The following is a 24,361-nucleotide window of genomic DNA, read 5'->3' as shown; positions in this document are numbered from 1 at the left end:
TTGAGTGATCAGCTGTGGCTGGCGGCTTCTTGGACGAGCTGGACACGGGAGGTCAGGCCGAGCTTGGCGTAGACGTGGGTGAGATGGGTCTGCACGGTGCGCGGTGAGATGAACAGCCGGGCACCAATGTCCTTGTTGCCCAGTCCTTCCCGGACTAAGCGCACCACGTCGTTTTCCATGGGTGTCAGCGAGCCCCAGCCGCTGGTGGGGCGCTTACGTTCGCCACGACCGCGTTGCGCGTAGGCGATCGCTTCCTCTGTCGCCAGCGCAAGGCCTTCGGCCCATGCGGCATCAAAGTCTTCTTGTCCCAACGCTTCCCGGATCGCCACGACCGCGGCATCGTAGCCGGCCTGATACATCGGCAGACGGGCGTGCCCCATGCGCTGTCGGATGCCGGCCGCCGCACCCAACAGGCGCGCCGCATAGGGGTGGTTGCCGCCGTCGGCAACCATGCGCGTGAGGCATTCCAGGGTGTCGGCCACGCGCAGATATCCCCGAGTGTGGACGGCCAATGCGAGGGCGTCGTGGGCGTCTCGCTCGGCCTGCTCGAAATCGCCTTGCGCGACAGCGATAAAAGCGCGCACGGTCAGCGCTCTCATCTGGTACCAGCCCGACACTCGAGCGACGGTGTCGTCGGCCCAACGGCGTGCGACTGCCAGGTCACCGCAGGCCAGCGCGGCCTCGCCCATCGGGGTGATGATTGCGGTTAACAGTTCACGCTGCGGATTGGTGTGCTGCCAGGCGTTCTGGGCTGCCCGCATCGCCGCAGAAGCGTCGCCGGCGGCCAAAGCGGCGTTGGCGAACGCGGCATAGACCGCATCTTCCAGGAACCCGCCTATCGCCTCCGCGGCATTCAGCGCCGATTGCGCCGCCTCGTACGCGGCGGCCGCATCACCCTGGGCCGCATGGATTGATGCGCAGGCAATCTGGCCATAGACATTCATCGTAAGGTCGCCGGCCGCCTCCGCCTCGGCGACCAGGGCGCGGCCGACTTGGCTGGCGTACGCGCCATCTTCCCGCATCAGCAGCGCCAGCGACAGCCAGGCTCGGCAGTTCCGTGAGAAGAACCGATCGCCGAGCGCGTCGGCCAGGTCACGTCCCTCTTCGGCGGCCACACAAGCCGCGATCGGTTCACCGGCGAGGAAGGCCGCGGTCGCCTGATAGCCGTAAATTTGGCACAGGCTCCACTTGTCGGAAATCTTCCGGGCCAGGTCAATCGCCTCACCGAAGTAGGGCCCAGCGTCCTCGGCGCCGTAGTACGCGAGCCTTCCGCACGCGATGAGTGCCCGGGTGATCAGCGGCGGGTCGTCAAGCTGACGGGCGACGGTCAGGGCCTGCCGCGTTCGGTCCAGGTCCATCGAGACGCCGACCCACGCCGCGAGGATCGCGCGCAGGGTCACCGCGCCCACCCAGACCGCCGGTGGTATCTGCGAGTGACTCTCGTCGGCCAAGAGCGCGTCCAGGCCGATGAGTGCTTCCTTGACACGGCCGCCTCGTAACCACAACGGCCGCAACGACTCGATGAGCTGCAGGGCTGTCGCGGGGTCAGAGTTCTCCCGGCTCCACGCGAACGCGTTCCGCAGGTTGTCGATCTCGGTTTGCGCCCACTCCAGCAGCTCGTCGTCGCGGGCGTGGCCCCGTGATTCCAGCTCAGCGGCCGTGGCGGTGTAATAGTCGCGGTGGCGGGTCCGCACCTCGTCGGCCTCACCGGACTCGCCGAGCTTTTCCTGCGCGTACTGGCGCACGGTCTCCAACAAGCGGTATCTCATTCCGGCGCCGTTATCGTCGGCGACCACCAGGGATTTGTCCACCAACAGGCCCAGTTGGTCCATTAACTGGTAGACCTCGATTTCACTGCCGGGCCCGATCGCTTGAGCGGCATCGAGATCGAAGCCGCCGGCGAACACCGCAAGCCGCCGGAACAACACCCGCTCGGGCTCGGTCAGCAACGCGTGTGACCAATCCACCGAGGCGCGCAGCGTCTGCTGGCGACGCACCGCGGTGCGCGCACCTCCGGTCAACAATCGGAACCGGTCATGCAGACTGTCCACGATCTGCGACAACGACAGTGCCCGAACCCGGGCCGCGGCAAGTTCGATCGCCAACGGCATACCATCCAGGCGCGCGCAGATCTCTGCGACCAATTCCTGATTATCTTCGTCCACAACGAATTCCGGGCGGGCGCGCCGGGCACGGTCGATGAATAACTCGACGGCCTGGTCGGCGAGAGGCAGCGACGGCACCCGCCAGCTCAGCTCGCCGGGGACGCCGAGCGGCTCACGGCTGGTGGTCAGAATCGTCAGGTGCGGGCAGGCCGCCAGCAGCTCGACGACCAGAGTCCCGCACGCATCGAGCAGATGCTCACAATTGTCGAGCAGCAGCAGTATCGTCTTTTCGCCGAAGAACCGCGCCAGCAGATCCATCATCGAGCGGCCCGGCTGATCCGGCAGGCCGAGCGTGCGTGCGACGGTCACCGACGCCAACGCCTGGACGCCGACTGGCGCCAGATCGACATACCAGACTCCGTCGGAAAATTCAGAGGTGAGCCGCGAGGCGACTTCCACGGCGAGCCGCGTCTTGCCGGCTCCGCCGGCGCCGGTCAGCGTCACCAATCGGTTGTCGGCGGCCAACTGACGCAACTCCGTCATTTCGGCTTGGCGCCCAACGAAACTCGTCAACTGGGCCGGAAGGTTATGCGACACAACAACAGTGCGGACCCGAAGAGGTGGAAACTCATTGCACAGGTCCGGGTGACACAACTGCACCACGCGTTCCGGCCGCGGCAGGTCCCGCAACGGGTAGCTGCCCAGATCAGCCAGCCACACACCGTCGGGCAACCGATCGACAATCAACGATTCGGTCGCACCCGACAACACCGTCTGCCCACCATGGGCGAGATCACGCAGCCGCGCGGTGCGGTTGATCGTCGGCCCCGCGTAGTTGGCATCATCGCGCAGCTGTATTTCGCCGGTATGTATCCCGATACGCACCCGGATCGGCGACAGCGGGGCGCGCTGCAACGCCAGCGCACACGCCACCGCGTCGCTGGCGCGGGAGAACGCGGCCACAAAGCTGTCACCTTCGCCCTGCTCCAGCGGGCGCACACCGTCATGCGCGGCGATGGCCTCGTTGACCGCCCGGTTCAGCTGCGCCAGCGCGGCCGTCATCTTTTCGGGCTGGGAATCCCAGAACCGCGTCGAGCCTTCGACGTCAGCCAGCAGCAGCGTCACCGTTCCGGTCGGCAGCAACTCGCTCACGCCCAACTCGCTCCAGGTCAGCGGCGGCATCTCCGCGTGTTGGCTCATGGTAGCCAGCTTGGCGTCCGCCAGCGCGGAAAACATCGGCGAATGCGCGCAGATGCGGACCGGCGGCGGTGCGGATTTACGACACCAGGCGCGTAGATCTACGCGCTACGGCTGATGGTCTTGATCGGCCAGCGCCGGATAGTCCAGTGCCATGACGACTCTGATTAGCGATTGCCCCTCCGTTTGCCCCTCCGTTTGCCCCTCCGTTTGCCCCTCCGTTTTCCAAGCCGGGTTGCCGACCTTCGCCTACCACCACCTCACCGATCCCGACGAAGCGCACCGCGTCATCGCCGAGGCCCGCGCGCAGGCGCCCCTCGCGATCGGCCCCTACGGACCCGAGGTGCTGACCCACGAGCTGGTCCGCACGGTGCTGCGCGACGACCGATTCATCACGGCCAAAGGCCTCGGACTGGAGGCGCAGGGCGTCACCTCGGGTCCGCTCTGGGACCGGGCGATCCGCAGCATCCTGAGCCTTGACGGCGCCGTGCACCATCGCCTGCGCCGGCTGGTGTCGAAGGCGTTCGCTCCGCGTGCCGCGGAGCGACTGCGCACCGTGGCCGCCGAAATCATCACCGGTCTGGTCGAACCGTTCACCTCCGTCGGACATTGCGACATCGTCGCCGACATCGCCCGGGGCTACCCGACGCCGGTCATCTGCGCGCTGCTGGGCGCGCCCGCCGAGGATTGGCGGCTGTTCTCCGGCTGGGTCGACCAGATCAAGAAGGTCTTCGAGTGGAACGTCGTCAATGACACGCCGGCGATCCTGGCGGCGTTGGACGGCCAGGACGCCTACCTCGAGGAGTTGATCGCGCGGAGGCGGGCATCCCTGGCCGACGATCTGATCTCGGATCTGATCCGCGCCGAAGACCCGACTTTTCCGGGCGACCGGCTCACCCACGACGAACTGATCGTGCTGTGCTCCGCGCTGCTGAGCGCTGGCACCGACACCACCCGCAACCAGCTCGCCGCGGCGGTACAAGTGCTGGCCGCCCACCCCGATCAATGGGACTTGGTCGCCCGGCATCCCGAGTTGGCGTCGGACGCGGTTCACGAGCTAATGCGTTACCGCCCAATCATTTTCGGCACCATTCGACGAGCCGCCGAAGACGTCGAGCTGGCCGGGGTCCGCATTCCCGCCGGCACCCTCGTGGCCGCCAACACCGCCTCAGCCAACCGCGATCCCGACGTCCACGAGGACCCCGAACGCCTCGACATCACCCGCCGGAACCCACCGGCGATCCTGAACTTCGGCGGCGGAGTGCACTACTGCCTCGGCGCTCACCTGGCGCGGCTGGAGCTGACCGAAGCTCTGCGGGTAATCACCCAGCGCATGCCCAACCCTCGCCTGACCGGACCGAGCCCGTGGAAGAGCATGGCAGGAATAACCGGCCCCACCACGTTGCCCCTCGAGTTCGACGTCGCGCGTTAGGTGGCCTCGTTAGGGTTACCGGCATGACCGACTGGACCGCCGCAGACCTTCCGTCGTTCGCCGGGCGCACCGTGATCGTCACCGGCGCCAACAGCGGGCTGGGCGCCGTGACGGCCCGCGAGCTGGCGCACAAGGGCGCCAAGATCGTGATGGCCGTCCGCAACACGGGCAAGGGGCAGGCCGCCGCGGCGCAGATGACCGGCTCGGTCGAGGTGCGTCAACTCGACCTGCAGGACCTGTCGTCGGTGCGCCGGTTCGCCGACGGCGTGGACACGGTCGACGTGCTGATCAACAACGCCGGCATCATGGCCGCGCCCTACGCGTTGACCGTCGACGGCTTCGAGAGCCAGATCGGCACCAACCACCTCGGTCATTTCGCGCTGACCAACCTGTTGCTGCCGAGGCTCACCGACCGGGTCGTCACGGTGTCGTCGATGGCGCACTGGCCGGGCCGCATCGACCTCGACGACCTGAATTGGAAGAACCGGCGGTACTCCCCCTGGCTGGCCTACAGCCAGTCGAAGCTGGCCAACCTGCTGTTCACCAGCGAGCTGCAGCGGCGCCTCGACTCGGCCGGGTCGCCGCTGCGGGCGCTGGCGGCCCATCCGGGCTTTTCGCACACCAACCTGCAGGGGGCCTCCGGCCGCAAGTGGGGCGACGCGCTGGTGTCGGCCGCGACCCGGGTGGTGGCCACCGACGCCGATTTCGGCGCCCGGCAAACGTTGTACGCGGCGTCGCAGGACTTGCCCGGCAACACGTTCGTCGGCCCCCGATTCGGCCAGCTCGGCCGCACACAACCGGTCGGGCGCAGCCGGCGGGCGCGGGATGCGGCCACCGCCGCCGCGCTGTGGGAGCTGTCCGAGCAGCTCACCGGCACCGGATTTCCGCTGTAGCCGAGTGTGAGCTCAGGGCTTCGGCTGTGAGCTCCGGGCTTCGAGTGTGCGCTCAGGGCGGAAATTCCGTCGAATCCGCGCCCTGGATGCACGGGGAAAGCCCTGAGTTCACACTCGAACGTCGCAACCCGGTCGATGCACAGCAATGGAGTCGCTGTGAGGCGGGCACACCCAACGTCGCCCGGGCCAGAGGCGCGTGGGGCCGATGTGACGACCCGCGATACGCCCGCTGTCAATTTCCGGTCCACCGCCCCCATGCGCTACCCTGACCGGGCGTCACGGCGAGGGTGCTGACACGGCACCGTGATCGACGGAGACCGACACACTGTCGCGACCCTGCCGTGCCCCGACTCATCGAGCACACAGGAGCGACACCATGGCGAAATCCGCAGGCAACCAACTCACCGCGACGGTGCGAACCGAGACCGGTAAGGGCGCGTCGCGGCGAGCCCGCCGCGACGGCAAGATTCCCGCCGTCCTCTACGGTCACGGCGCCGAGCCGCAACACCTGGAACTGCCCGGACACGACTTCGCGGCGGTGCTGCGCCACGCGGGCACCAACGCGGTGCTGACCCTCGACATCGCCGGCAAGGAGCAGCTCGCGCTGACCAAGGCGCTCGACATCCACCCGATCCGCCGCACCATCCAGCACGCCGACCTGCTGGTCGTGCGCCGCGGCGAGAAGGTCACCGTGGAGGTCACCGTCGTCGTCGAGGGCGAGGCCGGACCCGACACCCTGGTCACCCAGGAGACCAACGCCATCGAGATCGAGGCCGAGGCCCTGTCGATTCCCGAGCAGCTGAGCGTCTCCGTCGAAGGCGCCGCGCCCGGCACCCAGTTCACCGCCGGGCAGATCACGCTGCCTCGCGGCGTGAGCCTGGTCTCCGACCCGGAGCTGCTGGTGGTCAACGTCGTCAACGCGCCGACCGCCGCGGACCTCGAGGAAGAGGGCGCGGGCGAGGTCGCCGCGGCCGGCGAAGCGGCGGAGGCAGAGGCCGCCGAACCCGAGACCCCCGCCGACGAGTCCGAGTAGGCGGTCGCCGACGTGGCCGAACCCCTCCTGGTGGTCGGCCTGGGCAACCCCGGGGACACCTACGCCCGCACCCGGCACAACCTCGGGTTCATGGTTGCCGACCTGCTCGCCGCGCGGCTGGGCTCGAAGTTCAAGGCGCACAAGCGTTCCGGCGCCGAAGTCGCCAGCGGCCGGTTGGCCGGGCGCCCCGTGCTGTTGGCCAAGCCGCGCTGCTTCATGAACGAGTCCGGCCGCCAGGTCGGGCCGCTGGCGAAGTTCTACTCGGTCGCCCCGGCCGACATCATCGTGATCCACGACGACCTGGACCTCGACTTCGGTCGCATCCGGCTCAAGGTCGGCGGCGGCGAAGGCGGCCACAACGGGCTGCGCTCGGTGGCGGCCGCGCTGGGCACCAAGGACTTTCAGCGGGTGCGGATCGGGATCGGCCGTCCACCCGGGCGCAAGGACCCGGCGACGTTCGTGCTGGAAAACTTCACGGCCGCCGAGCGCGCCGAAGTCCCGACGATCTGCGAGCAGGCCGCCGACGCCACCGAGCTGCTCATCGAGTTGGGGCTAGAGACCGCACAGAACCGCGTCCACGCCTGGTAACCCGCACCCGCACCCGCGGCGAGCGTGCGTGTTTGTACACGACACGCCGGTGCAGGGTGTCATTCTGCGCACGCTCGCGGCAAGAGGTAGAGGGCTAGCTGACCAGGCTCACCGAGGTGGACCGCCGCAGCTTGCCCGACGGCGTCTTCGGAATGGTCCCGGGGCCGAGCACCACGACGTTGCGCGGGCGCATGTCGACCTCGGCCACCACCTCGTGGGCGACCTGGTGCTCGATGCGGCGCACCTCGACCGGGTCCTGCCAGGCGTTGGACTCGACCGCGACGGCGAAACTCTCGCGCGAATGCCCGGCGTCAAGGCGCACAGCCACCGCGCAGCCGGGCCGGACGCCCTCGACGCGGCAGGCGGCCCGCTCGATGTCGGTGGGGTAGATGTTGCGGCCCGCCATGATGATGACGTCCTTGACGCGGCCGCAGACCACGATGTGGCCCTCCTCGGTGCGGTAGCCGAGGTCACCGGTGTCGTACCAGCCGTGTTCGTCCTGGGCCGGGATGAAGCCGCCCATCGTCAGATAGCCGGGCGTCAGCGACTCGCCGCGCAGCTCGATCACGCCGACGCCGCGCGCGGGCATCACGTTGCCGTTGTCGTCGATGACGCGGGCCTCGAGGTCCCTCAGCAGCGGACCCAGCGTGGCCAGCCTGCGGGTGTTGCCCTTGGTGGCGGGCACCGCCCGGCGCAGGGCGGCCAGCAGGTCGGCGTCGACCTCGTCGACGACCAGCCCGGCGTTGCACTCCGAGAACGACACGGCCAGCGTCGTCTCGGCCATGCCGTAGGCCGGCAGGATCGCCGAGGGCTTCAGGCCGAACGGCTTGCCCGCGTCGAGCAGGTCCTCGACGTCGGCGGGCTCGACGGGCTCGGCGCCGGACAGCGCGAAGCGCAGGGTCGACAGGTCGAAGTCGCCGGGCTTGGCCTGGCGGCGCAGCCGCTTGGCCAGCAGCGCGTAGGCGAAGTTGGGCGCCGCCGTCATGGTGCCCTTGTACTTGTCGATGAGCTTGGCCCACAGCAGCGTGTCGCGCAGGAAGTCCATCGGCGTGACCTTGACCAGCTCCGCGCCGAAGTACATCGGGATGGTCAGGAAGCCGACCATGCCCATGTCGTGGAAGCAGGGCAGCCAGCTGACCATGACGTCCTTGTCGACGTCGTACTGGGCGCCGATGAACATCGCCTCGGCGTTGGAGTGGATGTTGCGGTGCGTGATCTGGACCGCCTTGGGGGATCCGGTGGACCCCGACGTCAGCTGCATCAGCGCCAGGTCGTCCTCGCCGACCTCGACGGGGTCGATCGGGTCGGCCGCCAGCAGGTCGGCGATGGTGAGGACCCTGATGCCCTTCTCCTCGAGCACGGGAATGGCCGCCAGGAACGGCTCAGAGACGATGACGGCCTTGGCCTCGATCATGCCGATGACGGTCATCGTGTCCTCGGCCCACACGACCAGGTCGGTTCGCGGCGTGGGCTGGTGCAGCATGGTCAGGCTGGCCCCGCGCATCCACAGGCCCTGCGCCGTGGGGGCGATCTCCACCGGGAAGCCGGCGAGCACGCCGACCGCGTCGCCGAGGCCGATGCCCGCGGCGGCCAGACCGCCCGCGATGCGACGGGCCCGCTCGTGGACCTCGCCCCAGGTGTGGCGGACGGGTTCGTGTGGCTCACCGGTGACCATGCCCGTCGTCGCGGTGCGGGCATTGTGGAACATTTTCTCGGTAAACCTGCTCACAAAACCCTCCTCGGTCCCGACGCCGTCGCCGCCGCCCGAATTCTCATGTTCCGCCCGCCGGGCGCCGCTTTACAGCAGGCGCGCGAGCACAGTTGGGCTGCGGTTAGGTCTCGAATCGGTGATAAGCCAACGGGTCCGCCGGGATGCCCGGCGGACGACGAAATCGAGTGGTCCTGCTTACCGCTGCTCGTCACCGCGAGTCATCTTAAACTCCTCTTAACTAACTGCCAAACTCTGGCGCGACGTGAGTTGGATTTCACACCCCGTTCAGGCCTCGCTCACCGGCGACGGCACCACCCGGGCGCCCGCCACCGGGCCGCTGACGACCCGGACGGTGCGGCAGACGCCCGCCCCCGACAGCTGGATACCGACGTCGACCGCCGAGTCCGCCGAGCTGCACAGGAAGGCGCACGTCGGCCCCGAGCCGGACACGATGCCCGCCAGGGCGCCGGCCTCCACACCGGCGCGCAGAGCGCGCCTCAGGGTGGGGTCCAGGCTCAGCGCGGCCGCCTGCATCTCGTTGCCCAGCAGCGGCGCCAGCTGCTCCGGGTCGCCCGCCGCCAGGGCCGCCAGCACCGGTCCGGGTTCGGCGAGTCGCGGCGGATCCCCGGCCTCCCGCAGCCGGTCCAGCTCGACGAACACCGCCGGGGTGAGCAGCCCGCCGTCGGCGAACGCCAGCACCCAGTGAAAGCTGTTGCGGGACAACACGGTCGCCAGCTCCTCGCCGCGACCGGTTCCCAACGCGGTGCCGCCGTGCAGGGCGAACGGCACATCGCTGCCGAGCCGCGCGGCGAGCATGCGCAGATCGCGGCGCGGCACGTTGAGCTCCCACAGGGAGTTCATCGCGACCAGCACGGCCGCGGCGTCCGCGCTGCCGCCCGCCATGCCGCCGGCCACCGGAATGGACTTGTCGATCGTGATCGAGACGTCGGGCGCGCGGCCGACGTGTTCGGCCATCAGCTCGGCGGCCCGCCAGGCGAGGTTGCGTCCGTCGCTCGGCAGCTTGCCGGCGCCCTCGCCGGCCAGCTCGAGCGAGAGCAGGTCGGCGTTGCGGACCGTCACCTCGTCGACCAGCGAGACGGCCTGGAACACCGTCGTCAGCTCGTGGTAGCCGTCGTCGCGGCGATCGCCGACCGCCAGGTACAGGTTGACCTTTCCGGGCGCCTGGACGGTGACGGACCCGGTGGGCACCCACTGCGCGGCGGTGCTGCCATCAGACATCGTCAGCCACCGCAGCAGACTAACTCGCTGACGCGTGCGGCAGCGTGTCGCCGGAGCCGGAGCCGGAGCCGGGGCCGGAACGGCGCAACAGCCGCACGAAGTCGTCGACGGACAGCGTCTCGCCGCGACGGGCCGGGTCGATGCTGGCGGCCAGCAATCGATTCGCCGACTCGTTGCCCGAGCCGGCCCACTCGGCGAACGCATTGCGAGACGTCTTGCGCCGCTGGGCGAACGCGATGTCCACGAGTTCGAACACGCCCCGCCGGAAGGTTTCGTCGGTCGGCCACGGCGAGGTCGCGTACCGGTCGATGCGGATCAGCCCGGAATACACGCGGGGAATCGGCCAGAAGACGGTCGGCGAAACCATGCCACAGCGGCGAACCGCCCCGAAGAAGCGGACCTTGACGCTGGGCACGCCGTAGTCCTTGCCGCCCGGCTCGGCGGCAAGCCGCTCGGCCACCTCGGCCTGCACCATCACCGTCACGACCCGAATGGAGGGAAATTCGGCGAGCAGATGCAACAGCGCGGGCACCGCGACGTTGTACGGCAGGTTGGCGACTAAGGCGGTCGGCTCGGCGGCCACCTCGTCGTGGCGAAGGGTCAGCACGTCGCGGTTGAGCACCGTCAGCCGGTGGATTTCGCTATGCGAGTGCTCGGCGACGGTCCGCGGCAGGAGGCCGGCCAACGCGGGGTCGATCTCCACGGCGGTGACGGTGGCGCCGCGGTCGAGCAGCGCCAGCGTGAGCGACCCGAGGCCCGGGCCGACCTCCAGCACGTGGTCGGACCGGCCGACCCCGGAGGTCGACACCACCCGCCGCACCGTGTTGGCGTCGTGAACGAAATTTTGGCCCAGGGCTTTTCGTGGCCTGAATTCAAGTTCTTTGGCCAGCCGCCTGATCTCGGTGCGCCCGAGCAGCCGGATGGTCAGTTCGCACCGGCTCTTCCGCTGCACACCGGCCACGCGCCCCAACCCTGGCGCGACCGGGTCACTTCGGCGATGGCGATCTGCTCGTCGCGGGTGGCGAGGTCGGCGCGCGGGGCGAACCGCAGCCCGCCGTTGCGCTCCCAGGTGCCCTGGTCGAACTGCACACCCCCGTAATACCCGTTGCCGGTGTTGATCGCCCAGTTCCCGCCGGCCTCACAGCCCGCGATGGCGTCCCAGATGGATCCGTTGTTCACCGGGGGCACGTCGGTGCCGGGCTTGATGCCCACCCGCACGACGGCTTCACGGGCCGGCGTGATCACGGTGTTGGCGACGGGCAGCCGGCCGGTCTCGACGCCGTTGACCGTGGCCACCGCGAACGTCACGTCCTGCGTGCCCGGGCTGCCCGGGTCCTCGACGACCTGGCGGCTCATGTTCATGTCCGGGTCCTCGATGCGACGCGAGTTCGGCGGCAGCGGAATCCGCTCGGTGACCCGCTGAATGCGGTTGCGGGTCACCTGGATTTGCATTCCGTCGACGATCGGGGACGTCGCGCTGGGCACCGCCTGGTCGCTCTCGAGTAGGGGCGCGCCGGCCGCGGTCAGCAGCCCCGCGACGTTCGGCGCCGCCAGGTGCACGGTGCGCACCGCGCCGCCGTCATTGAGCTGGACCGTCTTGGCGCTCACCACCGGCAGCGCCATCCCGGCCAGCGGAACGCGGCTGCCGCGAGACGCCGCGGCCGGGGCGGTGTCGGTCATCGCGAGTTGGGCCAGCGCCTCGTCCACGGTGGACGCCGTCGTCCAGACCTGCTTGGCGTCGTGGCCGTCCAGCGAGATCTGCAACGGCCGGCTGCGCCGCAACACGATGCTGGCCGCGTCGTGGACCGCCACATCGGCGGCGGGGTAAAGGTCGTCGCGCTCGTCGACGGAGAAGCCGTTCTCCTGGACGACGTCGATCACCCGCGCCTTCATGGTCGTCACCCGCATCGCGATTCCGTCGACCGTCAACGTCACCGTCTTGGACGCGGAAATCGCCAGCCCGCCGGCGAATCCCAGTACCAACAGCAAGCCTCCGACTACGAGGCGCAACATCAGTGATGGAGTTTGATGAAGTTTTGTCAATACACTCAACGCGCGCTACCCCGACCTCAGCAACACTCAACGAACTACTCGGCAGAAAATGACAAATGGGCCCGGGGGCCCCATCGTTCGATCACAAGACGGTAACGAACCGGCCAATGTTGGGCAACTCCGGCGCGACGGTGTCGGAGAAATCATCGATGCGGGGTGCTACCCGAAAGCCGGCCCATAGACCCGGTGAGCGTTGCTGGTGGTGATTCGCGCCAATTCTTCGGGACTACGATCCAGCAGTTCAGCGACCGCCCGAACGGTGTAGGGAAGGCAGTACGGCTCGTTCGCTGCCCCGCGGTAGGGGTGCGGCGTCAAATAAGGCGCATCCGTTTCCACGAGAAGCTGCTCGGGCGGGATCAGCGGGACGGCCTCCCGCAGGGCGCGGGCGTTGCGGAAGCTCACCGTTCCCGAGAGGCTGAGCACCCACCCGGCGTCCACGCAGCGGCGGGCCATCGCGGCGTCCGACGAAAAGCAGTGGAAGATCACGACGTCGGGGGCGCCCTCGGCCGCCAGCACGTCGAGCACCTCGGCGTCGGCCTCCCGGTTGTGGATCATCAGCGGCTTGCCGCACCGCTTGGCCAGCTCGATGTGCCAGGCGAAGGCCTCCCGCTGCACGGCCGGCTCCGCGCAGCCGTCCAGACGGCCCGGCCAGTAGAGGTCCATCCCGGTCTCGCCGACGGCCACCGCCCGGGGGTGGTTGGCCAGTCGCTCGATCTCGGCGCGGGCGGCGTCGTCCAGCGCGCCGGCGCGGGTCGGGTGCAAGGCCACCGCGGCGTAGACGCGCGGATCCCATTCGGCGGCCCGCGTCACCCAGCGCGCGGAGTCCAGGTCGTCGGCGACGGTGACCACCGCGCCGACTCCCACCGCCGCGGCGCGGTCGACGATGGCCCGCACCCCCTCGGCGTCGCGCGCCCCGCAGGCGTCCAGGTGGGTGTGGGCGTCGACGAGGGGCGCCAACGGCTCGGGCGGGGGTGGCGCTTCTCGTTCACCGGAGCGGTTGGAGGTCACGGCCACACAATAGGGTGAGTCTCGATGAAGCCGTATTACGTCACGACCGCGATCACGTATCCCAACGCCGCGCCGCACCTGGGGCACGCCTACGAGTACATCGCCACCGACGCGATCGCGCGGTTCAAGCGGCTCGACGGATTCGACGTGCGGTTCCTGACCGGGACCGACGAGCACGGCCTCAAGGTCGCGCAGGCCGCCGCCGCCGAGGGGCTGCCCACCGCCGAACTGGCCCGCCGCAATTCCGACGTGTTCCAGCGCCTGCAGGAGAGGCTGAACATCTCCTTCGACCGATTCATCCGCACCACCGACGCCGACCACCACGAGGCGTCCAAGGAGATCTGGCGGCGGATGACGGCGGCGGGTGACATCTACCTGGACGCCTACTCGGGCTGGTACTCGGTGCGCGACGAGCGGTTCTTCGTCGAATCGGAGACCGCGCTGGTGGACGGGACGCGGATCGCCATCGAAACCGGCACCCCGGTGACCTGGACCGAGGAACGGACCTATTTCTTCCGGCTGTCGGCCTATGCCGACAAGCTGCTGGCCCACTACGAGGCGAATCCCGACTTCATCGCCCCCGAGGTGCGGCGCAACGAGGTGGTCAGCTTCGTCTCCGGCGGGCTGCGCGACCTGTCGATCTCGAGGACCTCGTTCGACTGGGGGGTGCAGGTGCCCGAGCACCCCGATCACGTCATGTACGTCTGGGTCGACGCGCTGACCAACTACCTGACCGGTGCGGGCTATCCCGATACCGATTCGGAGTTGTTCCGCCGCTACTGGCCCGCCGATCTGCACATGATCGGCAAGGACATCATCCGGTTCCACGCCGTGTACTGGCCGGCGTTTTTGATGTCGGCGGGAATCGAGCTGCCGCGAAGGGTTTTCGCGCACGGGTTTCTGCTGAACCGCGGAGCGAAGATGAGCAAGTCGGTGGGCAACATCGTCGCCCCCGAGGCCCTGGTCGATACGTTCGGCCTGGACCAGGTGCGCTACTTCCTGTTGCGTGAGGTGCCCTTCGGCCAGGACGGCAGCTACAGCGAAGAGGCGATCGTCACCCGGATCAACACCGACCTGGCCAACGAGCTCGGCAACCTGGCGCAGCGGTCGCTGTCGATGGTGGCCAAGAACCTGGGCGGGGTGGTGCCCGAACCCGGCGAGTTGACCGCCGCCGACAACGAGCTGCTGGCGGCGGCGGATGGGCTGATGGAACGGGTGCGCGGCGCCTTCGACGCGCAGGCGATGCACCTGGCGCTCGAGGCGATCTGGCTGATGCTCGGCGAGGCGAACAGGTACTTTTCCGCGCAGCAGCCGTGGGTCTTGCGCAAAAGCGAGTCCGAGGCGGACCAGGCGAGGTTCCGTACCGTTCTCTATACGACGTGCGAGGCGGTGCGTATCGCGGCGCTGCTGGTCCAGCCCGTCATGCCGGAGTCGGCCGGCAGGCTGCTGGACCTGCTCGGCCAGCCGGAGGACCGACGGGCCTTCACCGCCATCGGCGCGCGGCTGGCCCCGGGCACGGCGCTGCCGCCGCCCACGGGTGTGTTTCCGCGCTACCAGCCGCCGTCCACCGAGGTCGAGTAAGGGCCCCCGCCCGAACACGGCTCCAGACGGCTGACCGACTCCGATTCCGCTGCGGCGTCGCCCACATTGGGAAAAGCATCCGGAATGGCGTCTGGTATGGGCCATAATCGGCCCGTGGACCGACGACGTAATCGGCAAGACAGCCAGTCGCCGATGACGACCTTGCAGCAGCTGCCCGCCCTGGTTGCGCTGGAGCGGATCCCGGTTCCCGTGCTGGCAATCGGGCACGACGGCAGCATCTTGTTCACCAACACCGCATTTGCCGACATGGTGGGCTACGAACCGGACGAGGTCTTGTCGCTGCGATTCCACCAAATCTTCCATCAGGCCCCGGCCTCAGAGTCCCTCTTGTCGGTCGTCCACGCCCTCGCCAACATGGTCGTCGAATTGGCGCACAGGGACGGCTCGCTCGTGCGCGCCCTGATGAGCAAGTCGGCGGCGATGCGGGCGGACGATCAATTCGCCCTGGCCGTGTTCCAGGATCTGACCGAGCGACTCTGGCAGGACGAGCGCTAGCTTTAGTGTTCACGTCGGGTCGGGCGTCAATCCCCAGGTGTCACATCGGTCACTGGCCGGTCGGCATACACCGATGTGCCCACCTACGCGCGACAAAAGCGGTGGCTGTCGCTCACTGGCGGACAGAACCTTGCCGAGGAACTGGACAACACGCGAACTAGCCGGTTTCTGGCATCGCAACGGCCTGACGCGCGGCGGCGGCACGGGCGTGGCGGATCGATTCGCGGTAAAGGAATTGCCGGAAATAGGGCAGCGACGCTTCCGATGCGATGCCGGGAAGCAGAAATTCCCATATCTGACTCAAGCGCCCGGTGAGGTCGTCGGCGATGCCTCCGTTGATGCGATGGTCGGATGCCGCGTTGGACAGCAACCGCATCCCGAAGATGGTGCCGACGAGCGACTCGCTGACAACGTCCGGATCCAGATCGTCCCGGAGGTCTCCTTCGGCGATTGCGCGCCGGGCCTCGGCGGCCATTTCCGCCACCAATGTCGCGTAGAAGCGGGCGGCGGCTTCGTTGAACCCGCTCAGGGCGGCGGCCAGTTGCTCGGCCGTGCGGGCCAACTTGTCCGAGCCGAGCATGTGCGCGACCGCGAACGTGCCATGGACCATGTTCTCGAGCGCGGGCGAAGCCGATCCGCACGCGTTGCGAAAGGCGGCGAGGAGGGTGTCGGAGCCTTCGCCGATGATGACGGCGGCCAGCGGTTCCTTCGCTTCGAAGTGGTGGTACAGGGCGCCCTTGGTCATCCCCGTGCGCTCGACGATCGTGCCCCATCCGGCGCCCGTGTACCCGACCTCGTCGAAGACGTCGACCGCGGCATCGATGATCTTTCGCCGGGTTACCTCGGATCGAACCTGGCGAGCCATCGCCCCTGCACCTCCGGAGTTCGGTCGATCGGATCGGATTCCGCGCCTCGGCCTCTCATGCTTCCAGGGCAGGGGGTCAAGCCTAAACAACTGCCACTACCGAGGTTCCGATCGTTCGCCGCCATTCTTCCAGGTCGGCGTCAATCGGAAGTCGAATGGCCGGACGTGGCGCTGATCGCGAGTGCCGTGCGCCGGCTGATGAACTGCCTGAAGTAGTCGGTTCGGTCCGGTTGCAGGATTCCGGTCAGCAGCAGGCACCAGCTGCTCTCCAGGTCGCGAAGGAAGCGCTCCGGATCGTCCAGGTTGCTGGTCTGCCGCAGCCCCATATAGACCGACACGATGAGGCGTGCGACGTCCTGCGGATCGCACCGCTCGGCGAGATCACCCTCGGCGATCGCGTCCCGGACGACACCGGCGAGGGCTTCGATCCAGCCGCCCAACAGCTTCGCGTGTAGCTCTTCCACCCGCCCGACCGCCTCCACCAGATGCATCGCCGCCCTCGTCAGATCCTGGTTGATGTCCAGGACGGCGACCAGGAAGGAGGAGTCGACGAGAGTTTCCAGGCCCGAAAGCTTTCGCGCCAACAGCTCCTGGAACGCGACGTTGCTGGTGACGATCTGTTCGTCGATGATCGCCATCGCCAGCGCGTGCTTCGAGCGAAAGTGGAAATACATTGCGCCCTTGGTGAGTTCGGCCTCGGCGAGAATGTCGTCGAGGCCGACGTCGTGGTAGGCGCGTTGAGCGAATTGGTGGGCCGCCGCACGCAGAATCTGTCTCCGAGTGGTATCCGCTCGTCCGCCGGTCGGAGGGTTCTTCATCGGACCTGAAGGGCCCTTTTGCCTCGCATTGGGTAACCGCGATCGCGGCGCGGCGTCGCTACAGCTAATTTCACCCTGCCCACAACCGGCAGCGGGAGCCCACCGGCGCGAGGCATGGGCAGCCCAGCGCGATAGTGCATTCACGGAGACTACTGCGTCAACGCGGGCATGGCCCTGTGCGGGTGTCCGTGTCGAGGTCGGCATCGACCCGGAATGTGAAATACCTGACATCACCAGAATGGCCGATTTTCCGTATTAAAAGTATGTAGAATACCGCCCATGCTGATACTGGAGTATCGTTCGGCACCGATTGGAACACCACAGGCCATCGGTTGTGCCATCACCACGGGGCGCACGACTGGGGCCTCCTCCCCGATCGGACCGGTCGCGTCCGCGTCCGGCGCCGCACCGGCGCCGACGGTGAATGCTTCAGCCGGCGCAGGCTCATACGCCGCGGTCGCGGCCAGCTGACGCGCAGCGGTTTCACGCGATGGACTTTGGCGCCTTCCCCCCGGAGATCAACTCCGCGAGGATGTATGCCGGTCCTGGCCCCGGCTCGATGTCAGCCGCCGCGACGGCCTGGGACAATTTGGCCTCCGAATTGCATTCCGCCGCAAGCTCTTACCGATCGGTGATCGCGGGGTTGACCACCGGACGGTGGATGGGTTCCTCGTCGCTGGCCATGGCGTCCGCGTTCGGTCCATACATGGCATGGACGGCCGGAGTCGCCGCGCGGGCGGCGGAGACGGCCGGTCAGGCCAGGCTTGCCGTGGAGGCGTTCGAAGCCGCCTTCGCGATGACCGTGCCTCCACCGGCGGTCACCGCCAACCGGGTTCAACTCGCGTCGCTGGTCGCCACCAATTTTCTCGGCCAGAATACGGCGGCGATCGCGGCTAACGAAGCCGAATACGCCGAGATGTGGGCGCAGGACGCCGTGGCGATGTATCAGTACGCCGCGAATTCGGCGGCCGCCACCACGATGACACAGTTCACCACAGCGCCGGAGGTCACCAACCCGGCCGGACTGGCCGTCCAGACCGCCGCGCTAGCACACGAAATCTCGGGAGCGGTGCAGTCGTCGCTGGCAGGAATTATGTCCTCCATACCCAGCACGCTGCAGGCACTCGCATCGCCCACCTCCGCGGCAGCGGTCACCACCGGGTCTCTGGGCGGGCTTTCGTCCACGTTGTCATCGTCCGGCTTTTCGATGGGCGGTCTCGCGGAAAGCATTGTTGCCTCGTACGCCAACCTGGCGGGGTTTGCTGTCATTTTTACGGGACTCGACGCAATAGCGCCCCTGATGAATCCCGCCGTCTTCGTGCCCTTTATGAACATGGGCGCCGCCGCCGCCGCGCCCTTGGCCGAGGGTGCCGCGGCGGCCCAGGCCGCGCTTGGGTCCGGGTTCGCTGGGGGCTTGGGCCCTTTGGCGGGCCTGGGTCAAGCGGCCGCAGTCGGCGGCTTGACGGTCCCGGCAAGTTGGGGTTGGGCCGCGTCAGCGTACGCGCCGATGCTGGGTGCAGTGCCAATGGCGGCGCCGTTGACGGGTGTCAATCTGGCCGCGAATGGGCTACCACTGGCAGCTGGCATACCGCTCATGCCGGCCGGGCTCCCACGGGCCGCCGCGGCGGGCGCCGTGGGCGGCGCGGTCGGCGGCGCAGTTGCCGCGAAATACGGGCCGCGCCTCACCGCGGTGTCGCGCTCGCCGGAAGCCGGGTACGCGCCCGCTTCGAAATCCCCGCCGCAGGTGGCATATCCGGGGCCGGCCGCCCTCACGCCACCCCCCGGATACATACCGACCATCGTGTATGTGCCGGCCAATGGGCATGCGCCGGGCTACGCACCGGCCAATGGGCATGCGCCAGGCTACGTGCCAACCAACGGACATGCGCCGGTCGAGAAGTGACGGGATGCGCTCTTCGTTCGCGTCACAGCAAACGCAGTTTTCAGACGACCATTCGCAAGGAGGCATTCAGGTGACCGCAGCTTGTATGTCCGACCCGCATCAAATGCGGGCGGCCCACCGGATGTGGTCGTCCCCGCGGAACATTGCCGCGTAGCTGGGTGGAGACCACAGCAAGGCCATGGGCACCGTGACGACCGCCGACGACTTAAGGCCTCGCGCGCGATGGGAAACGATCTACGCGCCGAGGCTGCTCACCACCGACATCGTGGTCATTGCCGGGGCCGTGTTCTTGGCCCAGTTCATCCGGTTCGGAGGGCCATTGCACGAAGGCGGGGCCGCCAAGTCGCTAACCGCCTTCTCGGTACTCTTCACGCTGCTATGGATGTTCGCTCTTTCGATGTTCCGGACCCGCTCACCTCGAGTGATCGGTAGCGGCATCGATGAGTACAGGCAAGTCGTCAGTGCCTCCTTTTGGACCTTCGGCGTCATCGCCATCGTGGCGCTTCTGCTCAAGCTTGAAATCACCCGCGGCTATCTGGCCGTCGCATTTCCGTTGGGAACGTTAGGCCTACTGTTGGGCCGACATTTCTGGAACAGACAGTTGGCACGCGAACGCGCCCAAGGTCGCTGTCAAACTTCGGTTTTGGCCATCGGCGACAAGCAGGCGGTGTCTGTGCTTGCTCGCGAGCTCATGCGTGAACCGGCCAACGGCTACCGGATCGTCGGGGTCGGAGTGCCCGGCTATGGAGCGCCTAAGGGTGAAGCGATCGTCGTCAACGGCGACGCGATACCCATCCTGGGCGACGAGGTCGCCGCGCTGGGTGCGATCGAGGAATACGGCGCCGATACCGTAGCGATCACCGGCACCGAGCACTTCGGTGTGGATGGGATTCGCCGGCTGGTGTGGCAACTCGAAGCGATGGACGTCGATCTGGTCGTCTCCCCCGGTGTGATCGATATCGCCGGCCAGCGGCTGACGATGCGCCCGGTGTCTGGCTATCCGCTCATTCACGTTGAGAAGCCTCAGTATGAAGGTGCCAACCGGTTCCAAAAGCGCACGTTCGACTTCTTTTTCGCGCTGGCCGCGCTCGTGGCGACAGCGCCTATTCTCGTCTGCGCAGCGATCGCGATAAAGCTCTCCAGCCGGGGACCGGTCTTCTACGTCGCGGACCGACTCGGGCTGGATCGTAAACCGTTCAGGATGTTGAAGCTGCGCACGATGGTCGAAGACGCTGACGCTCAGCTGTATATGTTGGCCGTTGGACACGAAAGCCCGGGGGCGGTCCTGTTCAAAATGCGCGACGATCCCCGGATTACGCCGGTCGGGAGGGTGCTACGCCGATACAGCATCGACGAACTCCCGCAGTTTATCAATGTGCTCAAGAATGATATGAGCGTCGTCGGCCCACGGCCCTGGCTGCCGCTGCAGCGGCCGCTGCAGCAACAGGACGTGGAAACATACGCCAGACGAAGGCTTTTGGTCAAGCCAGGAGTCACGGGGGCGTGGCAGGTCAGCGGTCGTTCCGACTTGAGTTGGGAAGACTCCGTTCGAATCGACCTTTCCTATGTCGAAAACTGGTCCATGGCAGGTGATTTGGTCATCATCCTCAAGACCATAAAGGCCGTATTTTCCCGTCAGGGAGCATATTAGCCGGTCTGGGCGATGCGTCGTCTCCATTCACCACCACCAGGCAACGATGCCACCGCCGCAAGCTTTAGAAAGAGCAGGGTTTCCGTGATCGAAATCCCATACGATACGTAATGCCCGGCAACAGAAGACGTGAAGGGTATCGGGTTATGGGGAAATCGGCGGCGGTCGCCGGTCACGGCGCGCGATCGTTTCGCATGCTCGGGATGACGGTCTGGCGCCAGTACCGGTCATCCATGCGGCCGCGGTGGTGGTGGCTGGTCATCCCGCTGTGCGGTGCACTCGGTCTGACCGCAGGAACGCTGTGGGCACTGCTCATGCCGCGGACCTACACAGCGACCGCGTACGCGTTCGTCGCGCTGACCCCTGGTGGTAGCACCGACTTTGATAACCAGGGTGCGTTTTCCGATGGAAAGTTCGCGCTCCAGCGAACGCCCACCTACGCTGCCCTCGCCACCTCTACAAAAGTTCTACAAGCAGTGGTTGCCGACCTGCACCACGGCGACGTCGACCAGCTACGCCGCCAGGTTGAGGTCATCGCCATTCCCGATAGGGTGATTTTGCAGTTGTCCGTGAAGGACCCCGACCCCCAAGTCGCTATCCAAATTGCCGATTCTGTGATGGCCAACCTCGGACGTGTTGTTGCCTCCATCGAACTAGGTGGCGCTAGCCCCCGCGATTTAGGTAACGCACAGCACCTGTCACCCCCCGTGCAGATCCTGCCGATTCAGCATGGGGCGTTGGCGCCGCCCACTCCGCGTCGGTACAAAGCAATGGCCGGATTGCTCGCCGGTTTGATCGTCGGTGCCGCTGCTTTCTACCTCATTCGATCTCGACGTAACGCACGAGAACAGCGAAGCGAGTCTTGGCGACCGGAGTCGAGTACTCACGCCACCCGGGCCAGTGGTACGGACGAACCGACCGTCAGGGCGAGGCGCGCCGGTGACGATTGACGTGGCGGCCACGCAGCTCACAAGTACAAGTCAGAGTAACGCGCCGAGCGGACCGCGCTCCATCGGTCGGCTCCTGCTCATAGCGGGCGGGGCGCGGGCGATGGTGCTTCCGATCACCGGGATCTCGCATCTGGTGATCGCACGGTTGATCACCTCGGCGGCCGGGATCGAGCAATTCGGGGTGGTGATGCTGATCGCCACGCTCAGCCAGCCGCTGGTCTTCGCCGACCTGGGGGCCGGGGCGGCGATTGCGACGGCACGCGCCCGCGTGTCGGAGGCTGGACCAGAGCAGTTCCGTCGCACGACTTTGACCGCGATTCGGACGACGTTGTGTTCGGCGTGCCTGCTCGGGGTGACCGCCGTCGCTCTGGGTCTGCTGGATGCGTGGCCGCCCCTACTCGGCATTCACCCAGCCCAAATCGGCAGAGGCATCAACGTTGCGGTCGTGCTGACACTGATGGCTTTCGCCGTGGGGCTGCCGTTCTCGCTGGGCGCGAACATCCTGCGGGGCAGTGGCCGGATGCATCAGGCCGTTCTGCTCGGCGGGCTGACGGCGCCCTTTGCGCTTGGTTTGACGGCGGCGCTTTTCGCGCTGCACGCGCCCTCGCTCGCCTATGCCCTGCCCATCCCGGTCAGTGGGTTGCTGAGCGCCATGTGGGCCGCGCTGGCGGTGCGACGAAGCGATGCGAAACTCGTCAAAGGCATTGTCGGACAGGCATTTCAGCCTCGTCGCTTCCGCGGACTGTCAATCCGGGCCATCGCCGCGCCGTGGGTCTTGGTGATGATGGGTCAGCCCCTGGCGCTTCAATCCGACCGGCTTGTGCTATCTCACCGCCTCGCGCTCACCGACCTTGCCAACTATTCCTACGCCGCGCAGCTGTACCTGCCGATAGAGTCGGTGGTCGTGGTCGCGGCGCTTGCGCTGTGGCCCCATTTCGCCGTTCAGACGCAGGCGGCAGCAACCGTGCGAAAAACCTGGCTTACCGGTCTGGCCATCCTCGGCGCCGCGGGGGCGCTCGCCGCAACCGGGTTCGTGCTGCTCTCTCCTTACGTCATCGGATGGACGAGCGACGGGCTTGCGACACCGCCGATCTCGCTGCTGGTCGCGTTCGGCGCCCTCCTCGTCGTGCAATCGCTGCACGCCACGACCAGCATCATGTTGATTTCGCCAAAAGCCCTTCGATTCCAGGCCGTCTGCATGATCGCGCTCGTCGTCACAAATCTTCCGCTCTCCTGGGTGCTCGCCCCCGTGCTGGGACCGAGCGGCCCAGTGTTCGCCTCCGCGTTGACGATGGCGCTGTGCCAGTTGATACCAGGCGTCATCGTCGCGCACCGCGCAACCTCCAGAAGACCCGCCGCAGAGGTGAGTTGATCGATGGTTGACGAGGGCACCCGCGACTTGATGGTGGCGATATCAGTCATCGCCCTGCTGGTATTTATCAGCGCGCTGCGGAAAACGGTGCGACGGGGCGAATGGTCGAGGACCGCCGCGTTCGCGGCGGCGATCCCTATCTGCACCCAAGCCTCCATCAACGTTATCGTCACCTACCGCGGCGAGTGGAAGAGGGTGACCAACGTCTACCTCAACATGCCCTGGGAGTGGCCCGGGCACTGGCACATGGTCTGGCGGGCGCTGAGCCTTCTCCTGGGGGTGATAGCCGTGGTCGTCTTCCTGGCACGGGTCAGGCGCGGTAACGTCCCCGTCAACGGCCCTGCGGTATTGCTCGTTGTGGTGGCGCTCATATCGTTCGGATCGTCGCTTCTGCACGGCGACAACCCGTTTCGTCCGGTATCGGTGGTATTCGTGGTGCTGCTAGCGGCCTGCACAGTAGCCCCACGCGGGCTGGGCATTCATGTGGGCATCGCCACGTGGGCCACCATTATCGCGATCACCAGTGGCTTTACCTTTCTGGAGTTTATCCAGCAACACGGCTTCGGCGTCATGCCTTGCACCGAAGACAAGTGCGGCATACTCAACTTCGACTTCAGCGGCGTAATGGAGTACGACAACGCGCTCGCGGTATACCTCGCCCTTGCAATGCCGTTCGTATACATCGGCTTTGGCTCATGGGAGGGGGTCACCCTAAGCGCCTACATACTCTGGTTGATTCTGATCACGGGCAGCCGTTCGGGCTCCGTAGCGGCCGTGATCACTTTCATCGCTCTGGTGTTGCTGCGTCCGAACATCAGACGGCCCGTCGCAGCACCGATACGGTCGTGGCTGCTCTACTTTGGACTGACCGCGGCGTTGATCGTGGGCATCGCGGTGCCGTTCACCGAGAACGACCCGGCCGCCTACACGGGCCGGGCCTACCTTTGGTCACTGGCGTGGCGAACGCTGTCAGATCCCGCCGATATGTGGTACGGGACGGGGGTGCGAAGCCTGCTACGCATGCACGAGTCAGGCCAACTCGTTTATCCGGTGTATTCGGTGCACAACCAGTGGCTGCAGGTAGTGCTCTCAACAGGACTCATCGGGTTTGTTCTGTTCCTGACCGCGCTGGCGCTCCTGCTGCGGAATGCGCGCGGCGCCTATAGTCTCGTGGCCGGCTGTGCGCTACTGCCGGCCTTTGTGCTGGCCGTCACGGAGCGGCCTTGGCCTATCGACAGCCTCGAACTGCTGGTTTGGACCGTGCCTGCAGCCCTGCTGAGCTATCCGGCGATCAAGCGCAGGGCAAACCCCTTGGGCAGCAGTCCAATCCGCGTATCCCAGCCGGGCGTCGATGCGAAGAGCGCCGCGGAGCAACGACCCGGTGACACATTGTCGGTGGGCAGTGGTGACTAAGCGGGCGTGCCACAAGGCCAAAGAAGGCGCGCTC

At 67.0% G+C, this 24,361-nt stretch carries 19 protein-coding genes; 11 read left to right on the top strand and 8 right to left on the bottom strand.

From position 1 onward, the window contains the following. Positions 1 to 8: 8 nt before the first annotated feature. Entirely contained in the window at positions 9 to 3,305 is a 3,297-nt protein-coding gene (locus G6N25_RS15005; RefSeq protein ID WP_083073662.1) for a LuxR family transcriptional regulator, read from the bottom strand. Between the two features lie 151 nt (positions 3,306 to 3,456). Between G6N25_RS15005 and G6N25_RS15000 the strand changes: the two genes are divergently transcribed. The 4 genes from G6N25_RS15000 (at position 3,457) to pth (ending at position 7,248) form a co-directional block, all read left to right on the top strand. Continuing rightward, complete coding sequence (locus G6N25_RS15000) at positions 3,457 to 4,734, top strand: cytochrome P450 (protein WP_083073586.1); 1,278 nt, start codon at positions 3,457 to 3,459, stop codon at positions 4,732 to 4,734. A 23-nt stretch (positions 4,735 to 4,757) separates the two neighbouring features. Further along, positions 4,758 to 5,627: an oxidoreductase gene (locus G6N25_RS14995; protein ID WP_083073587.1), complete on the top strand. Its 870-nt coding sequence runs from the start codon at positions 4,758 to 4,760 to the stop codon at positions 5,625 to 5,627. A gap of 376 nt (positions 5,628 to 6,003) precedes the next feature. Further along, positions 6,004 to 6,660 carry a 50S ribosomal protein L25/general stress protein Ctc gene (locus G6N25_RS14990; RefSeq protein WP_083073588.1) on the top strand — a complete coding sequence of 219 codons (657 nt, stop codon included), beginning with the start codon at positions 6,004 to 6,006 and terminating at the stop codon, positions 6,658 to 6,660. A gap of 12 nt (positions 6,661 to 6,672) precedes the next feature. Then, the gene (gene pth, locus G6N25_RS14985; protein WP_083073589.1) at positions 6,673 to 7,248 is read left to right on the top strand and encodes an aminoacyl-tRNA hydrolase; all 576 of its coding nucleotides are present in this window, start codon (positions 6,673 to 6,675) and stop codon (positions 7,246 to 7,248) included. A 94-nt stretch (positions 7,249 to 7,342) separates the two neighbouring features. Here pth and G6N25_RS14980 read toward each other — a convergent pair whose 3' ends face one another. The 5 genes from G6N25_RS14980 to G6N25_RS14960 form a co-directional block, all read right to left on the bottom strand. After that, complete coding sequence (locus G6N25_RS14980) at positions 7,343 to 8,977, bottom strand: fatty acyl-AMP ligase (protein WP_083073590.1); 1,635 nt, start codon at positions 8,975 to 8,977, stop codon at positions 7,343 to 7,345. A gap of 267 nt (positions 8,978 to 9,244) precedes the next feature. After that, entirely contained in the window at positions 9,245 to 10,204 is a 960-nt protein-coding gene (locus tag G6N25_RS14975) for a 4-(cytidine 5'-diphospho)-2-C-methyl-D-erythritol kinase (RefSeq protein WP_179961724.1), read from the bottom strand. A 13-nt stretch (positions 10,205 to 10,217) separates the two neighbouring features. Beyond that, the gene (gene rsmA / locus G6N25_RS14970; RefSeq protein ID WP_083073592.1) at positions 10,218 to 11,159 is read right to left on the bottom strand and encodes a 16S rRNA (adenine(1518)-N(6)/adenine(1519)-N(6))-dimethyltransferase RsmA; all 942 of its coding nucleotides are present in this window, start codon (positions 11,157 to 11,159) and stop codon (positions 10,218 to 10,220) included. Then, positions 11,123 to 12,250, bottom strand: coding sequence for a resuscitation-promoting factor (locus tag G6N25_RS14965; RefSeq protein ID WP_197745679.1), 1,128 nt, complete (start codon positions 12,248 to 12,250; stop codon positions 11,123 to 11,125). The genes rsmA and G6N25_RS14965 overlap by 37 nt, the downstream gene beginning before the upstream one ends. A gap of 159 nt (positions 12,251 to 12,409) precedes the next feature. Beyond that, positions 12,410 to 13,264 carry a TatD family hydrolase gene (locus G6N25_RS14960; RefSeq protein ID WP_083073594.1) on the bottom strand — a complete coding sequence of 285 codons (855 nt, stop codon included), beginning with the start codon at positions 13,262 to 13,264 and terminating at the stop codon, positions 12,410 to 12,412. Positions 13,265 to 13,282: 18 nt separating this feature from the next. On the opposite strand from G6N25_RS14960, the gene metG reads away from it, so the two are divergent. Beyond that, positions 13,283 to 14,839, top strand: a complete 1,557-nt coding sequence (gene metG, locus G6N25_RS14955; RefSeq protein WP_083073595.1) for a methionine--tRNA ligase — start codon at positions 13,283 to 13,285, stop codon at positions 14,837 to 14,839. A 153-nt stretch (positions 14,840 to 14,992) separates the two neighbouring features. Continuing rightward, the gene (locus tag G6N25_RS14950) at positions 14,993 to 15,355 is read left to right on the top strand and encodes a PAS domain S-box protein (RefSeq protein WP_083073596.1); all 363 of its coding nucleotides are present in this window, start codon (positions 14,993 to 14,995) and stop codon (positions 15,353 to 15,355) included. Between the two features lie 157 nt (positions 15,356 to 15,512). On the opposite strand, the gene G6N25_RS14945 is transcribed toward G6N25_RS14950, so the two are convergent. Both G6N25_RS14945 and G6N25_RS14940 read right to left on the bottom strand, forming a co-directional pair. Continuing rightward, positions 15,513 to 16,220 carry a TetR/AcrR family transcriptional regulator gene (locus tag G6N25_RS14945; RefSeq protein WP_083073597.1) on the bottom strand — a complete coding sequence of 236 codons (708 nt, stop codon included), beginning with the start codon at positions 16,218 to 16,220 and terminating at the stop codon, positions 15,513 to 15,515. Positions 16,221 to 16,360: 140 nt separating this feature from the next. Then, positions 16,361 to 17,038 carry a TetR/AcrR family transcriptional regulator gene (locus G6N25_RS14940; protein ID WP_083073598.1) on the bottom strand — a complete coding sequence of 226 codons (678 nt, stop codon included), beginning with the start codon at positions 17,036 to 17,038 and terminating at the stop codon, positions 16,361 to 16,363. A 490-nt stretch (positions 17,039 to 17,528) separates the two neighbouring features. Between G6N25_RS14940 and G6N25_RS14935 the strand changes: the two genes are divergently transcribed. From G6N25_RS14935 to G6N25_RS14915, 5 genes are all read left to right on the top strand, one after another. Then, entirely contained in the window at positions 17,529 to 18,941 is a 1,413-nt protein-coding gene (locus G6N25_RS14935) for a PPE family protein (protein ID WP_083073599.1), read from the top strand. Positions 18,942 to 19,119: 178 nt separating this feature from the next. Then, positions 19,120 to 20,592, top strand: coding sequence for a sugar transferase (locus G6N25_RS14930; protein ID WP_083073600.1), 1,473 nt, complete (start codon positions 19,120 to 19,122; stop codon positions 20,590 to 20,592). 146 nt (positions 20,593 to 20,738) lie between these two features. Further along, on the top strand, positions 20,739 to 21,542 hold the full coding sequence (locus G6N25_RS14925) for a YveK family protein (RefSeq protein WP_158084864.1): 804 nt from the start codon (positions 20,739 to 20,741) through the stop codon (positions 21,540 to 21,542). Between the two features lie 100 nt (positions 21,543 to 21,642). Further along, a complete protein-coding gene (locus G6N25_RS14920; RefSeq protein WP_083073602.1) occupies positions 21,643 to 22,914 on the top strand; it encodes a polysaccharide biosynthesis protein in 1,272 nt (423 codons plus the stop codon). Positions 22,915 to 22,917: 3 nt separating this feature from the next. Continuing rightward, positions 22,918 to 24,327 carry an O-antigen ligase family protein gene (locus G6N25_RS14915; protein WP_083073603.1) on the top strand — a complete coding sequence of 470 codons (1,410 nt, stop codon included), beginning with the start codon at positions 22,918 to 22,920 and terminating at the stop codon, positions 24,325 to 24,327. Positions 24,328 to 24,361: the final 34 nt, after the last annotated feature.

Origin of the sequence: Mycobacterium heidelbergense (assembly GCF_010730745.1) — a bacterium.
In the GTDB taxonomy this organism is placed as follows: Bacteria; Actinomycetota; Actinomycetes; order Mycobacteriales; family Mycobacteriaceae; genus Mycobacterium; species Mycobacterium heidelbergense.
Note: the sequence above shows the minus strand (reverse complement) of the source record. Positions and strands in the feature narration are given on the sequence as shown.

What these genes read in the sequence shown, in the direction of transcription:
- G6N25_RS15005 (WP_083073662.1), bottom strand. Translation starts at nt 3,305, where the DNA reads ATGAGCCAACACGCGGAGATGCCGCCGCTGACCTGGAGCGAGTTGGGC.
- G6N25_RS15000 (WP_083073586.1), top strand. Translation starts at nt 3,457, where the DNA reads ATGACGACTCTGATTAGCGATTGCCCCTCCGTTTGCCCCTCCGTTTGC.
- G6N25_RS14995 (WP_083073587.1), top strand. Translation starts at nt 4,758, where the DNA reads ATGACCGACTGGACCGCCGCAGACCTTCCGTCGTTCGCCGGGCGCACC.
- G6N25_RS14990 (WP_083073588.1), top strand. Translation starts at nt 6,004, where the DNA reads ATGGCGAAATCCGCAGGCAACCAACTCACCGCGACGGTGCGAACCGAG.
- metG (WP_083073595.1), top strand. Translation starts at nt 13,283, where the DNA reads ATGAAGCCGTATTACGTCACGACCGCGATCACGTATCCCAACGCCGCG.
- G6N25_RS14950 (WP_083073596.1), top strand. Translation starts at nt 14,993, where the DNA reads ATGACGACCTTGCAGCAGCTGCCCGCCCTGGTTGCGCTGGAGCGGATC.
- G6N25_RS14945 (WP_083073597.1), bottom strand. Translation starts at nt 16,220, where the DNA reads ATGGCTCGCCAGGTTCGATCCGAGGTAACCCGGCGAAAGATCATCGAT.
- G6N25_RS14940 (WP_083073598.1), bottom strand. Translation starts at nt 17,038, where the DNA reads ATGAAGAACCCTCCGACCGGCGGACGAGCGGATACCACTCGGAGACAG.
- G6N25_RS14935 (WP_083073599.1), top strand. Translation starts at nt 17,529, where the DNA reads ATGGACTTTGGCGCCTTCCCCCCGGAGATCAACTCCGCGAGGATGTAT.
- G6N25_RS14930 (WP_083073600.1), top strand. Translation starts at nt 19,120, where the DNA reads ATGGGCACCGTGACGACCGCCGACGACTTAAGGCCTCGCGCGCGATGG.
- G6N25_RS14925 (WP_158084864.1), top strand. Translation starts at nt 20,739, where the DNA reads ATGGGGAAATCGGCGGCGGTCGCCGGTCACGGCGCGCGATCGTTTCGC.
- G6N25_RS14920 (WP_083073602.1), top strand. Translation starts at nt 21,643, where the DNA reads ATGGTGCTTCCGATCACCGGGATCTCGCATCTGGTGATCGCACGGTTG.
- G6N25_RS14915 (WP_083073603.1), top strand. Translation starts at nt 22,918, where the DNA reads ATGGTTGACGAGGGCACCCGCGACTTGATGGTGGCGATATCAGTCATC.